This is a genomic window from Bacteroides galacturonicus (assembly GCF_003096855.1).
Taxonomy (GTDB): Bacteria; Bacillota; Clostridia; order Lachnospirales; family Lachnospiraceae; genus Lachnospira; species Lachnospira rogosae.
In genome coordinates this window covers 507,503-521,266 of sequence record NZ_QEOA01000002.1, presented here as the reverse complement: position 1 = coordinate 521,266, position 13,764 = coordinate 507,503, and the positions used below count along the sequence as shown (strand labels likewise).

Here is a 13,764-nt window from a genome sequence, read left to right as displayed (position 1 = left end):
CACAATGGAAGAAATAAAGACGATAAAAGAAAAAACCATAGAGTTGATAGATGCCTTAAAAGCAACTTGTCAGACCTATGGTATGGGAAACGATGGTAACGAATATAAAATTATCACACAGGTTTTCCTTTATAAGTTCCTTAATGATAAGTTCGGATATGAAGTAAAAAAAGTAAGTCCGGTTCTTAAAAATGCTGAAAAATGGGAACTTGCTTATGCAGAAATGTCAGAAGATGACCGCTTGGATATTTTTGATAGTTTACCGTCAGATATTCCATTACTTAATCCGGAACATCTTATTGCCAACTTATGGAATCAGCAGGCAAAGGGCGATTTTGATTTAATCTTTGACAGCACGATGACAGATATAGCAGATAAGAATATTGATATATTTTCAACTCAGACTGCTCAGAATACAAAAATACCGCTTTTTGAAAAGCTGACACAGTATGTAACGGACGATACAGCAAGAGCACCTTTTGCCCGTGCTTTGGTTGATAAGTTGGTAAACTTTTCTTTTGAAGAAGCATTTGAGAAGCACTATGATTTCTTTGCAGATATATTTGAATATCTGATAAAGGACTACAATACCGCAGGCGGTGGTAAGTATGCAGAGTATTATACTCCTCACGCTATTGCAACGATTATGGCAAGATTGCTTGTTGGAAATGCAACTGATTTACATAGCATTGAGTGTTATGACCCATCAGCCGGAACAGGGACACTTTTGATGGCTCTTGCCCATAAAATTGGCGAAGATAAGTGTACGATTTTTGCACAGGATATTTCACAGCGAAGTAATAAAATGTTAAAACTTAATCTTATCCTGAACAGCTTGGTATCTTCTCTTGACCACGCAATTCAAGGAGATACGCTGATTGCTCCATATCATAAGAGTGATAATGGACAGGAATTAAGAACTTTTGATTATGTAGTTTCAAATCCGCCTTTTAAGATGGATTTCTCAGATACAAGAGAGCGTATAGCAGCAATGCCCGTTCGTTTTTGGGCGGGAGTTCCGAAAGTACCTGCCAAGAAGAAAGAGAGTATGGCAATTTATACGTTGTTCATTCAGCACGTTCTTAATTCATTGAAATCAACCGGAAAAGGTGCGATTGTAGTTCCTACTGGATTTGTAACCGCAAAATCAGGTGTAGAAAAGAAGATACTACAACATATTGTAGATGAACATATTGTTTATGGCTGTATTAGTATGCCGTCAAATGTATTTGCTAATACCGGCACGAATGTATCAGTATTATTTTTTGATAATTCAAAAAAAACAGATAAGGTTGTACTGATAGATGCTTCAAAACTGGGAGAAGAATATAAGGACGGTAATAATCAAAAACGCAGACTTCGTGATTTTGAGATTGATAAAATTGTTGATACATTTCTTAATAAAGAAGCCGTTGATGATTTTTCAGTTGCTGTTACATATGATGAAATCAAAGAAAAGAAGTATTCACTTGCGGCTGGACAATATTTTGATGTAAAAATCGAATATGTTGAATTGTCACAGGACGAGTTTAATGCTCGTATGAGTGCCTATGCAGAGAAACTGCAAGAATATTTTGCAGAGGGCGACAAACTGAAAACGGAAATCATGGAACAGTTAAAGAAGGTGAAGTATGAGTAGTTTTCCAAAAGAGTTATGTATCCCAATTCGTTCTCCTCTTAACAAGATGGATACAGAAAAACAGACATTCGGTTGTCGGCAAGCAAATCCAGATATTTGTGGTTACTGTTATATTGAAGGTGTATGTGCTTTTGCTTCCAAAGACTCAATTTGTAAACATCCATCTGCTAAGTGGAAAAAAATATATTTAGAACTTAAGGAGGGTAACAAGTGAAGTATTACAAACTAAACGATTTGTGCACAGACATTGTTGACTGCCCTCATACAACGCCTGACTGGAAAAACGAAGGTATTCGGGTAGTTCGTAACTTTAATTTAAAGGATGGAAATCTTGATTTTACAGATGGATATTTTGTTGATGAAGCAACATATTTGGAAAGAACTAAAAGAGCGATACCTGAAGAAGGAGATATTATAATTTCAAGAGAAGCTCCAATGGGCGTGGTCGGTATTGTCCCTAAAGGATTAAAGTGTTGTTTAGGTCAAAGACTGGTTCTGTTAAAGGTTAATAAGGGGAAATGTGACCCGTATTATTTATTAAATACACTTATGTCTGATTTCGTTCAAACACAATTTAAACGTGCAGATGCAACCGGTTCTATTGTAAGCAATTTATGTATTCCAGATTTAAAAGAGATAATTATACCTGTTATTGAGAGTGGACAAGAAGATGTTGCACGATTACTTGAGATAATTAACAAAAAGCAGCTTATAAATAATGCGATAAACGATAATTTAGAGCAGCAAGCTAAGCTTATTTACGACTACTGGTTCACACAATTTGATTTTCCGGATGAAAATGGAAAGCCATACTGCTCATCTGGCGGTAAGATGGTTTGGAATGAACAACTAAAGCGTAATATCCCGGAAAACTGGAAAGTGGCACAGCTTAAAGATATATTTAACGTGTCTGGAAAGCCTATCAGCCGAGATGATTGTCAAACAGACGCATACTATACACCTATTGATGTTATCCCAAAACGAACGATGACATTCGCAGGCGGTTTATCCGCAGCAGAAGCCAATTCAAGTCTCCAAGTATATGAAGAAAACAATATTTTATTAGGAGCAATGCGTGTTTATTTCCATCGTGTTTGTATTTCGGCACAATCGGGAATTACAAGAACTACTACATTAGTTTTAAAACCAAAGGTGGATGAGTATCTCGGATATGCATATCAAGTCTTAAACGATGACAATGCGATTCTGTACGCCACACAGCACTCAAGTGGAACACAACAACCATACATAAAATGGAATGATGTTCTTGAAAACTATCGCTTCGCTATGCCGAGCAATCCCAAATTGCTTTATGAATATTCTAAAATTTCAGAACCGTTAATTACTAAGGCAAAAAATTGTGCTCGTGAAACAGAACAATTAAGAAAACTTCGTGACTGGCTTTTGCCTATGTTAATGAACGGTCAAGCCACTATCAGCGACTGATATGGTAAATTATCGTTTAACAACATCCCATAACTCTTGTGGGTGGCGAGAGTTAAATCAGGGGACTACCCACTCCGTAGTCGTTCTCTAAGTTAGATAAAAGGAGAATTGACTAATGAAACAAAATTTAATTACAAATGTTGTTCAGGCTATGTTACCTTTCTTGAATAACGCACAGACAGAACGCTTGCAAGAGGTATTGCAACATACACTTTTTGATTATGAGGTAACAAAAATTGAAAATGAAAAAGAAATCTCGGAGCAGAACTATATGGAACTGTTCCTATCAGCAAAGCGAATCGAGGGCTGTTCCGAGAAATCTCTTAAATACTACAAAGCAACTATCGAAATGATGATTGCGACCATCGGCAAAAGTGTTAAGCACATTGACACCAACGACATAAGGCGATACCTGACCGAGTATCAGGAAAAGAAGAAATCAAGCAAGGTTACGATTGATAATATCCGCCGCATTCTTTCAAGCTTTTTTTCGTGGCTTGAGGATGAGGACTATATACTGAAAAGTCCTGTTAGGCGAATACACAAGGTCAAAACCGGCACAAACATTAAAGACACATACTCCGATGAAGCGTTGGAGCTTATGAGGGACAACTGCACCGAGCCGAGAGATTTGGCAATGATTGATATGCTGGCTTCAACGGGTATGCGTGTCGGCGAAATGGTGTTGCTTAACAGAAATGATATTGATTTTAACGAGCGAGAATGTATCGTGTTCGGTAAAGGAAACAAGGAACGAGTGGTCTATTTTGACGCAAGGACAAAGATACATTTGCAAAATTACTTAAACAGCAGAACCGACGACAACTTGGCACTTTTTGTATCGCTGAAAGCACCGCACGAAAGGCTGAAAATTGGCGGTATAGAAACAAGACTCAGAGAATTTGGAAAGCAATTAGGGCTGCACAAGGTACATCCGCACAAGTTTAGGCGTACTCTTGCAACTATGGCAATAGACAAAGGAATGCCCATTGAGCAACTACAACAGCTCTTGGGGCATAGAAAGATAGATACGACCTTGCAGTATGCAATGGTAAAACAAAGCAATGTTAAAATTGCACATAGGAAATATATCGGATAAGGAGAAAAGGATGGAGACTAAGAAACTGATAGATTGTTGTGAATTTATTTCTGATGGCGACCATTTACCACCACCTAAAAGTGATAGTGGCGTTCCTTTTATTACAATATCTAATATTACGGGACAAAACAAACTTTCTTTTGAAGACACAATGTTTGTGCCTGAAAGTTACTATAACGGATTGAATGAAAATAAGAAGGCACAAAAGGGCGATATTTTGTATTCGGTTGTTGGCTCTTTTGGTAAACCGGTATATGTAGATTTTGATAAACAAATGGTTTTTCAACGACATATTGCTATCTTGCGACCAAAAAGAAATGTTAATGCAAGATTTATTTACTATACAATGCTAAACCCGCAATTTTATAAGTTGGTTGATAAACTTGCTATTGGCTGTTCTCAAAGAACGGTAACATTAGATACTTTGCGAAATATAGAAGTAAATTTACCAGATAAAGATATTCAAGACAAAATGGTCGGGATTTTATCATTGATTGATGAGAAAATAGACATCAATAATAATGTAAACGATAATTTACCGTATCAGTCATTGATGGTAGCCTGACCGTTCATTAGCATAGGCAAAAGCCAATCACGCAATGACTGTAAATGCTGATTTTCTACATGATTTTTAGTAATAGTTGAAAAAATAGGGCTTACTATTTCCGTATAGTTCTCAATTTTCTTATAATCCAAATCGGTTATAGGTAAACTAGATATATGACTTGGATATATATGAGGTTGAGCAGAGCCAGTTTGAATATTATAAATATTGTTTTGATGCCTTTTTAAATATGCATACCAGAAATAAACATATCGACTCATTTCTGAATCTATATATGACGAATCAGATGACCATACTGGTACACCCCAAATATTTACAAACCCGGCATTTGCCCCAGAACTTGAAATTGTTACAACGGGAGCAATGGTATTTGCTACATTGTGGTAAATTGAAGGCTCCAAACCTCCAGCAATGACCGGAACATTTCCATGGACGGCATTTTTAGATAAAAGTGATTTTCCACGTTTAGGAATAATAAAGTCTCCCATGTGTTTATTCCCGGCACAAACATCAGGAAATAGATAATCAAATATCAACTGTATTTGCTGCTCTAAATTATCGTTTACAGTAGAAGGAGAACCTATATGATGAGTGTTTCAGATTGGATAAGTATTATTTGTGCGGGAGTTGCTTTAATAGTCACGGTTATTATTGCAGTCCTGCAAATAAGACAAAGCAACCGTATGGAGAGGTTTGAAAAAAGGCAGGACAAGCGTGATGAGCAACGTCATCAAGAAAGTGTAAAAGCACAAGCAGTATCATTCATTTCTAAATATTATAAGGACAGAGGGCTTATTCCGTTATGTGCAATAGCCACGATGTATAATGATTTGTTTTATTACAATAGAGAGATGTATAGAGAATTTTGCTGTTGTACTAAAGAGGTTCAAAATAGAATTTTGGAATATTGTGATTTGGATTTACGAGTCAGTGAGTACAATATTTATGAAAAGTGTTTGGTTGCAATAGAAAGTGTGCTAAATAAACGCTTCCCTGATGATAAAAGTGTTTTTTACGATGGAGGGAAGTATTTTACTCGTAGCTTAGAATACTATGCTGATAAACCAATTCCACATCAAGAGTTTGAATATCAAAATCATATTACAGATGTTTTGGCTAATGCGTTTAACAGCAATGACAAAAAGGAAACACCAATTCAGCAGTTGTCGGTGGAATATAGTTTTGGAAGTTGCAAAGAAATAGAGGCGTGCCAGTTGGTTACTGTTATAGCAGAGTTTGCAGCAATCTATGGGAATAAAAATAAAAACATTGATAAATCATACGGTTCTCCGGGAGGATACGATGGAGAAGTTATAGAAACAATGGAAGATTTATTCCTTTTAGCCTTATTTGAAATATATACAAATTGTGTTTTATAAATTGAATTATAAGGTAAGTAAAAATGATTTTTCGGAGAGGATAAACGAATGGCATTTGATTTTAAGAAAGAATACAAAGAGTTCTATATGCCAAAGAACAAGCCACAGATTGTGACAATTCCAAAGGCAAATTATATAGCCGTAAGAGGTAAAGGCAATCCGAATGAAGAAGGCGTGGAATATAAAGCTGCCATTGGCGTTTTGTATGCGGTTGCCTATACTCTCAAAATGAGCTATAAGACAGATTACAAAATAGAAGGCTTTTTTGAATATGTTGTACCGCCACTTGAGGGCTTTTGGTGGCAGGATAATGTTGAGGGTGTAGATTATACCGATAAATCAGCTTTCAACTGGATTTCTGTTATTCGTTTGCCTGATTTTATTACAAAGAAGGATTTTGACTGGGCGGTGGAAACTGCTTCAAAAAAGAAAAAGATTGACTGCTCTGTTGCTGAGTTCTTAAGCATTGACGAAGGCTTGTGCGTACAGATAATGCATATAGGTGCTTTTGATGATGAGCCAGAAACAGTGGCAGTAATGGATAAATATCTTGAAGAAAATGGCTATGTAAATGATTTTACTGATGAACGGCTTCATCACGAAATTTATTTATCAGACCCAAGAAAAACTGCAACAGAAAAATGTAAAACGGTAATAAGACACCCGATAAAGAAAGCATAAGCTGCTTGGAAATGAGTTATAATAATGAATGTGAAATTTGGATTTTTGTATATAGGTTTAATATTTTTATTGATGTTAATGCTGCCCAGTATTGTATGGAATACACTTAAATCATAAAAAAGAAATAGAAGACAAATACTATTGATGAGTGATGTATAAAAATTATGGAAAAAACTACGAAGCGAGGTAGTGGATATGGAAAAAGACCCATTTAAAGAATATTTGAGAGAGTCTGAACCAGATAAAGTGCATAAGGGCTATGTCTGGAGTACGGCAATCGGACTACAGGCAGTGGATGGACTTAAACCATCTAAATATCTGGTTGATACTGCTATTCAGAATATTGAAGGCAAAATTACAATGAAAGAGGCTCAAAGTCTTATTGACAGCTACTATAAAGAAAGACCAGTTCATTTATCAGATGATGAGCGTACTGAAGAAGCGGATAAGGTTTCTTCACGTATTGCGGAAATTCTTTCTGAAACAGCTTTTACATTTTCTCCGAATGAATATATCGCTATACATCGTAAACTCTTTCAGGGAATTTACAAATATGCTGGAAAGATTAGAGATTACAATATTACAAAGAATGAATGGGTACTTGACGGGGCAACGGTTATGTATGGTAGTGCCTCTGAACTGAGAGCAACGCTTGAGTATGACTTCTCGCAGGAGAAAGATTTTAGTTATAAGGGTCTTTCGATGGATGAGATTATTCATCATCTTGCGGTATTTATTTCAAGGTTATGGCAAATTCATATTTTTGGTGAAGGCAATACAAGAACAACGGCAGTATTTTTTATTAAGTATTTGAGGACACTTGGTTTTTCTGCAACGAATGATATTTTTGCGGAAAATGCGTGGTATTTCAGAAATGCTCTTGTCCGTGCTAATTATACAAATCTTCAAAAAGGTATTCACGAAACAACAGAATATCTTGAAGCGTTCTTAAGGAATCTGCTTTTGAATGAGAAAAATGAACTCCATAATAGAAATCTTCATATAAGTGGACTTTTGAATAATGAAAAAGTGGATATTGAAAGTGAAAAAGTGGACATTGAGAATAAAAAAGTGGACATTGAAAGTCTGCTCTCAGGAAAAATAGGTAAATTTTCTGTAAAAACGACAGTCCATATTTACAGACTTTTTGAGAAGTATGGCTTTGATGAAGTGTTTGGCAGAAGTGCAGTTATGGAACTTCTTGAGCTGAAAGGTTCAGGTGCTTCTAAGCTTCTTTCAAATCTGGTTCAGGCAGATATTATTGAACCAGTATCTGGTTATGGAAAAGGAAAATATAAATTTAAAAGGTAATAAAAGAAAATTCTAAAGAACTGACTTAGCGATATGGAAAAGGATATGACAGAAGTAATCTATATTATTGTCGGAGGTTTTATAAAACTTTTCCTAAGATTGTCGACACAGCGTGTCAACAATCAGATATTTTGCTGTCGTGGTCACATTATAGAACTTTATTACAAGTCAAAGACCAAGAACCCCGTGCGTTTTAATTATAGGACGATATACAACAATAATAAAATAGTTATCCATAAGGGACAGTCGAGGAAGTCGGCTGTCCTTTCTTGTTAGTCAGAATTTTCGAGTTAGATTACAATTTTTCCTGAATTGTGACAAGGCTTGCTATTTTTCCTGCACAGTAGTGTGAAATGCCTACCTGTTTCCGCTTGCATAATAATGCGTGGCGGTATAATATTAGATTAAGTTAATTGTATGGCGTATTTACGGTGATATCGTGTATTATTTGGATAATAAGGTGTTTAGTTGTAAAAGTTTGCAGGACAGCACATTGTATTAAGAATTGTATGTAAAATATGGTATTTGTGTTAGTTTGTTAAAGAAATAACCTTTGTTGTCAATTATTAATGGTAATGTTACACTATAGTAGTTTAGATATTGAAGAAAGCTGCAATGATGATATCAGATTATATATTGGTGTCGGATTGCAGATTGAAAGTAGTAATATTATATAGAAAGTGAGGTCTATTTATTAGTGAGTAGATTAACGATATTAACTAAAGATAAGGCTCAGGTTACAATGGAGTCTTTGTATCAGGATCTTGAAAGACGAATTGTAGCCAGTCCTCCTGGGCTTTGTCCGGTTGACCTTACAAGGTCATTTATAAAAATGTGTCTTGCACAGTCGTGTGGTAAATGTGTTCCCTGCCGTGTAGGATTAAGACAGCTTGCAAGACTTTTTGATAATGTTCTTGATGGTGAGGCAAATGAGGAGACAGTAGAGAATATTAAGCTTACAGCAGAAGGTATATATTATTCAGCAGACTGTGCAATTGGATATGAAGCTGCAAAGCTTGCATTAAAGTCAGTTGATGGCTGTATAGATGATTTTGAATCACATATACATAATGGTTTCTGTTCATGCAACAGTAACCAGCCGGTTGCTTGTGTTAAGTCATGTCCTGCAGGTGTTGATATTCCAGGTTACATAGCACTTGTACAGCAGGGAAGATATGCTGATGCGGTAAGACTTATAAGAAGGGATAACCCAATGCCAACAACCTGTGCTTATATATGTGAGCACCCTTGTGAGAACAGATGTAAAAGAACAATTATAGATGCACCTGTTAATATCCGTGGACTTAAGAAAATGGCTGTTGATAATTCAGGTATTGTTCCTGTTCCAGAATGTGAAGCACCGACAGGTAAGAAGGTTGCTATTATCGGTGGTGGACCGGGTGGTCTTAGTGCGGCTTATTATCTTGCACTTATGGGACATAAGGTTACTATATTTGAGCAGAGAAAGCAGCTTGGCGGAATGTTAAGATATGGTATTCCTAATTATAGATTTCCAAGAAAGAAGCTTGACGAGGAAATTGACTCAATACTTTCAACAGGAATAGAAGTTAAGAAGAATATAAGCGTAGGAAAGGATATATCATTTGATGATATAACCAAAGAATACGATGCTACATACATATCAATTGGAGCACACGCTGATAAAAAGATTGGTATAGAAGGCGAGGATGCCAAGAGCGGCATTACATCTGCTGTAGAGATGCTTCGTGCTATCGGTGATGGAGATATGCCAGATTATACAGGCAAGAAGGTTATCGTTATCGGTGGTGGTAACGTGGCAATGGACGTTGCACGTTCTTCAATAAGACTTGGTGCGAGCAAGGTAAGCATTGTATACAGAAGACGTAAAGCAGATATGACTGCCCTTGAAGAAGAAGTTGAGGGTGCAGAGGCGGAAGGCTGTGATGTTCTTGAACTTATGTCACCAGTGCGTATTAAGCAGGACGAAGAAGGTAATGCTATAGGACTTATTGTAAAGCCACAGATGATATCAAGGGTTTCACACGGACGACCAGCTCCTAAGGCAGCGGCTAAAGATGAGGTTTTATTAGAAAGTGACCTTATAGTTGTTGCTATCGGACAAGGTATAGAGACTAAGAGCTTCGAGGAACATGGTATTAAGGTTCAGAGAGGTGTTATATCAGCACTTAATACAGGTAATATTACACCACAGGACGGAGAAATGTCTGAGGGTGTCTTTGCAGGTGGTGACTGTGTAACTGGACCAGCGACAGTTATTAAGGCTATTGCGGCAGGTAAAGTTGCGGCGGCTAATATAGATGAATATTTAGGATTTAACCACGAGATTACATGTGATGTTGAAATTCCGTATGCAAGCAATGAAGATAAGGTTGCCTGTGGAAGAGTTGAGGTTGCGTTAAGAGATGCGGCAGAAAGAAAGAATGATTTTGAGCCAATCGAATATGGATTTTCTTGTGAGGAAGCGTGTCAGGAGGCTGGACGCTGTCTAAGATGTGACCATTTTGGATTTGGAGCATTCAGAGGAGGCAGAGAAGAACAATGGTAAATGCAACAATTAATGGTATAGCTATATCAGTAGAAGATGGTACAACTATCCTTGAAGCTGCAAGAAAAGTAGGCGTTGAGATACCTACACTCTGCTATCTTAAGGAAGTTAATGAAATAGGTGCGTGTCGTGTGTGCGTTGTTGAGGTTGAGGGACAGGACAGATGTGTTACGGCGTGCAATAATGTTGTTCAGGAAGGTATGGTTATCCGTACTAACACAAGAAAGGTACGTACAACAAGAAAGACTAATGTTAAGTTTATACTTTCACAGCACGATTATGAATGTGCTTCCTGTGTAAGAAGCGGTAACTGTACATTACAGTCACTTGCCAATGAACTTAATATATCTGAGATGCCTTATGACTCTATTCTTGAAAAGAATAAATGGGATAAGACATTTCCACTTATAAGAGAGAATAACAAATGTATTAAATGTATGCGTTGTGTGCAGATATGTGATAATGTTCAGGGTATGCACGTATGGGACGTAGTTAATACAGGTTCAAGAACAACTGTGAATGTGGCTAAGAACAGACTTATTCAGGAGACTAACTGTACTCTTTGTGGACAGTGCGTTGTGAACTGTCCAGTAGGTGCATTAAGGGAAAGAGATGATGTAGGCCGTGTTCTTGATGCAGTTGAAGATGAGAATATTATAACAGTCGTTCAGATAGCCCCAGCTGTAAGAACAGCGTGGGGTGAAGGCTTTGGACTTTCTAAAGATTTCGCAACAGCCAAAAGACTTGTTGCAGGACTTAGAAGGATTGGCTTTGATTACATATTTGATACAACATTTTCAGCAGATCTTACTATTATGGAGGAGGGAAGCGAACTTCTTGAAAGACTTCCAGAGATTAAGGAGTCAGGACTTCCAATGTTTACATCGTGCTGTCCGGGCTGGGTCAACTTTATAAAGAAGGAATATCCTCAGTATGTGGACAGGCTTTCAACAGCAAAGTCACCACAGCAGATGTTTGGAGCGGTGACTAAGTCATATTATGCAGAAAAGCTGGGCGTAGAGCCTGAAAGAATATTCTGTGTATCACTTATGCCTTGTCTTGCCAAGAAAGATGAATGTACATGGGATAATGGTAAAGATGTTGATGCGGTTCTTACTACAAGAGAAGTGGAACGTATGTTAAAGTCTTTCTTTATAAAAGTTCAGGAACTTGAGGAAGAAGAATTTGACGACCCATTAGGTGTAGGAAGCGGAGCAGGTGTTATATTTGGTGCTACAGGCGGAGTTATGGAAGCCGCACTTAGAAGTGCTTATTACCTTGTTAATAAGACTAATCCAGAACCTGATGCTTTCCAGTGTGTAAGAGGTCTTGACGGCTGGAAGGAAGCTAAGTTTACAATTAATGGCAATATACTTAAGGTTGCGGTTGCAAGCAGTCTTTCTAATGCAAGAAAGCTTATGGAAGCTATTGCAACAGGCAAGGCACATTATGATTTTGTTGAAGTTATGGCTTGTCCTGGTGGATGTATTAATGGTGGTGGACAGCCTATTAAAGATGATGATAACAAAGTTGCCAATAGAAGCAAGGTGCTTTATGGACTTGATAAAGTGAATAATCTCAGATTTTCACACGAAAATCCATCAGTAATGCAGTGCTACAAAGATTATTTTGGTGAGCCATTATCACACAAGGCACACGAATTATTACATATCAGCCATTAGGTAAAGTGACACTACCTGTGTATTTGTATAATATGTTATACGAATTATTGATATACAATGTTAGTATGAATAAGATAATTAAGTATAAAATAAGATAAAGCCCTGCTATGCAGGGCAGATTGGAGGCAATATGGCAGTTATTAAAGCATTTGAGTGTATAAGACCTGATGAAAAGGTTGCAGACAGAGTGGCGGCACTTCCTTATGATGTATACAACAGAGAGGAAGCGTTAAAGGAAGTAGAACGTGAGCCATTGTCATTTCTTGCGATAGACAGGGCTGAGACACAGTTTGACAGCAGTGTAGATACATATGCAGACTGTGTGTATGACAAGGCAAGGGAGCTTTTGGATAGCAGAATTGCAGATGGTACATTTATTACTGATACAGATAAGGCATATTATGTGTATGAGCTTACAATGAATGGCAGAACACAGACAGGAATAGCTGCCTGTGCTTCCATAGATGATTATAATAACAATATTATTAAAAAGCACGAGAATACAAGGGCTGATAAGGAACAGGACAGAATTAACCACGTTGACAGATGTTCTGCACAGACAGGACCTATATTCCTTGCTTACAGGGCTGATGAGGTTATAAGAAACGAAGTAGCCAAAGCCAAGGAAACAAAGCCGCTCTACAGTTTTACCTCACCAGACGGCATAAGACATCAGGTGTATAAGATTTCAAATGCACAGTCAGTAGAAAATATTGAGAAAGCATTTGCAGGAATAGATGATATTTACATAGCAGATGGACATCACAGGGCGGCATCAGCAGTTAAGGTCGGTTTAAAGAGAAGGAAAGAACACCCTGATTATACAGGTGAGGAGGAATTTAATTATTTCCTTTCAGTTCTTTTCCCAGATGAAGAACTTATGATAATGCCTTATAACAGAGTTGTAAAAGACCTTAATGGTTACAGTAAAGAAGAATTTATTAAGAAGATAGAAGAAAAGTTTGAAATAGAAGAAAGTGCTGCAGCAGTAGAACCGGCTTATAAGGCGGAATTTGGAATGTATCTTGATGAGAAGTGGTATAAGCTTAAGGCTAAGAAGGATATATTATCAGATGATCCTGTAGATGGGCTTGATGTTGCAATACTTCAGAATAACCTGTTAGAGCCTGTACTTGGTATACATGACCCTAAGACGGACAAGAGAATTGATTTTGTTGGCGGAATAAGAGGACTTTTGGAGCTTGAGAAAAGATGTCATACTGATTGCGTGCTGGCATTTTCAATGTATCCAACTTCCATAGCAGAGCTTTTTGCAGTAGCCGATGCTGGCAGGCTTATGCCACCAAAGTCTACATGGTTTGAGCCTAAGTTAAGAAGTGGATTGTTTATACATAAGATTGAAGAATAAGTATATGGTTCAAAATAGATGTAAAGAATATAGAATGGAAAAGAG

Annotated in this window: 12 protein-coding genes and 1 pseudogene; 12 read left to right on the top strand and 1 reads right to left on the bottom strand. The window is 37.2% G+C overall.

Annotation, left to right across the window (positions count from 1 at the left end; all coding sequences use genetic code 11):
* Positions 1-13 precede the first annotated feature (13 nt).
* The 5 genes from C7390_RS02480 to C7390_RS02460 all read left to right on the top strand — a co-directional run bounded on the left by C7390_RS02480 (position 14) and on the right by C7390_RS02460 (position 4,749).
* The gene (locus C7390_RS02480) at positions 14-1,639 is read left to right on the top strand and encodes an HsdM family class I SAM-dependent methyltransferase (protein WP_116443573.1); all 1,626 of its coding nucleotides are present in this window, start codon (positions 14-16) and stop codon (positions 1,637-1,639) included.
* A complete protein-coding gene (locus C7390_RS02475) occupies positions 1,632-1,853 on the top strand; it encodes a hypothetical protein (RefSeq protein ID WP_116443533.1) in 222 nt (73 codons plus the stop codon). The genes C7390_RS02480 and C7390_RS02475 overlap by 8 nt, the downstream gene beginning before the upstream one ends.
* Complete coding sequence (locus C7390_RS02470) at positions 1,850-3,085, top strand: restriction endonuclease subunit S (RefSeq protein ID WP_116443532.1); 1,236 nt, start codon at positions 1,850-1,852, stop codon at positions 3,083-3,085. Before C7390_RS02475 ends, C7390_RS02470 begins: the two co-directional genes overlap by 4 nt.
* A gap of 115 nt (positions 3,086-3,200) precedes the next feature.
* The gene (gene xerA / locus C7390_RS02465) at positions 3,201-4,184 is read left to right on the top strand and encodes a site-specific tyrosine recombinase/integron integrase (protein WP_116443531.1); all 984 of its coding nucleotides are present in this window, start codon (positions 3,201-3,203) and stop codon (positions 4,182-4,184) included.
* Between the two features lie 10 nt (positions 4,185-4,194).
* Positions 4,195-4,749 (top strand): restriction endonuclease subunit S, encoded by a 555-nt coding sequence (locus C7390_RS02460; RefSeq protein ID WP_318295525.1) that lies wholly within the window; start codon positions 4,195-4,197, stop codon positions 4,747-4,749.
* Here C7390_RS02460 and C7390_RS02455 read toward each other — a convergent pair.
* Positions 4,728-5,285 (bottom strand): hypothetical protein, encoded by a 558-nt coding sequence (locus C7390_RS02455; protein WP_318295523.1) that lies wholly within the window; start codon positions 5,283-5,285, stop codon positions 4,728-4,730. The two genes, C7390_RS02460 and C7390_RS02455, sit on opposite strands and share 22 nt — an antisense overlap.
* A 48-nt stretch (positions 5,286-5,333) precedes the next feature.
* Between C7390_RS02455 and C7390_RS02450 the strand changes: the two genes are divergently transcribed.
* The 7 genes and pseudogenes from C7390_RS02450 (at position 5,334) to C7390_RS02420 (ending at position 13,719) form a co-directional block, all read left to right on the top strand.
* Positions 5,334-6,128, top strand: coding sequence for a hypothetical protein (locus tag C7390_RS02450; protein WP_217780866.1), 795 nt, complete (start codon positions 5,334-5,336; stop codon positions 6,126-6,128).
* Positions 6,129-6,176: 48 nt separating this feature from the next.
* Entirely contained in the window at positions 6,177-6,809 is a 633-nt protein-coding gene (locus C7390_RS02445; protein WP_116443529.1) for a GyrI-like domain-containing protein, read from the top strand.
* Positions 6,810-7,004: 195 nt separating this feature from the next.
* On the top strand, positions 7,005-8,120 hold the full coding sequence (locus tag C7390_RS02440; RefSeq protein WP_116443528.1) for a Fic family protein: 1,116 nt from the start codon (positions 7,005-7,007) through the stop codon (positions 8,118-8,120).
* A 41-nt stretch (positions 8,121-8,161) separates the two neighbouring features.
* Positions 8,162-8,317: pseudogene (locus C7390_RS13850) on the top strand (DUF1016 N-terminal domain-containing protein); the annotation flags it as partial.
* Between the two features lie 500 nt (positions 8,318-8,817).
* Positions 8,818-10,668, top strand: a complete 1,851-nt coding sequence (locus tag C7390_RS02430; protein WP_022502742.1) for an NAD(P)-binding protein — start codon at positions 8,818-8,820, stop codon at positions 10,666-10,668.
* Positions 10,662-12,350, top strand: coding sequence for an NADH-dependent [FeFe] hydrogenase, group A6 (locus C7390_RS02425; RefSeq protein WP_055174371.1), 1,689 nt, complete (start codon positions 10,662-10,664; stop codon positions 12,348-12,350). Before C7390_RS02430 ends, C7390_RS02425 begins: the two co-directional genes overlap by 7 nt.
* A gap of 130 nt (positions 12,351-12,480) precedes the next feature.
* Positions 12,481-13,719 carry a DUF1015 domain-containing protein gene (locus C7390_RS02420; protein ID WP_116443527.1) on the top strand — a complete coding sequence of 413 codons (1,239 nt, stop codon included), beginning with the start codon at positions 12,481-12,483 and terminating at the stop codon, positions 13,717-13,719.
* The last annotated feature ends 45 nt before the right edge of the window (positions 13,720-13,764 follow it).

Bases quoted from the DNA above. Each gene is read 5' to 3' on its own strand.
- C7390_RS02450 (WP_217780866.1), top strand. From the start codon at position 5,334: ATGATGAGTGTTTCAGATTGGATAAGTATTATTTGTGCGGGAGTTGCT.
- C7390_RS02460 (WP_318295525.1), top strand. From the start codon at position 4,195: ATGGAGACTAAGAAACTGATAGATTGTTGTGAATTTATTTCTGATGGC.
- C7390_RS02475 (WP_116443533.1), top strand. From the start codon at position 1,632: ATGAGTAGTTTTCCAAAAGAGTTATGTATCCCAATTCGTTCTCCTCTT.
- C7390_RS02440 (WP_116443528.1), top strand. From the start codon at position 7,005: ATGGAAAAAGACCCATTTAAAGAATATTTGAGAGAGTCTGAACCAGAT.
- xerA (WP_116443531.1), top strand. From the start codon at position 3,201: ATGAAACAAAATTTAATTACAAATGTTGTTCAGGCTATGTTACCTTTC.
- C7390_RS02445 (WP_116443529.1), top strand. From the start codon at position 6,177: ATGGCATTTGATTTTAAGAAAGAATACAAAGAGTTCTATATGCCAAAG.
- C7390_RS02425 (WP_055174371.1), top strand. From the start codon at position 10,662: ATGGTAAATGCAACAATTAATGGTATAGCTATATCAGTAGAAGATGGT.
- C7390_RS02420 (WP_116443527.1), top strand. From the start codon at position 12,481: ATGGCAGTTATTAAAGCATTTGAGTGTATAAGACCTGATGAAAAGGTT.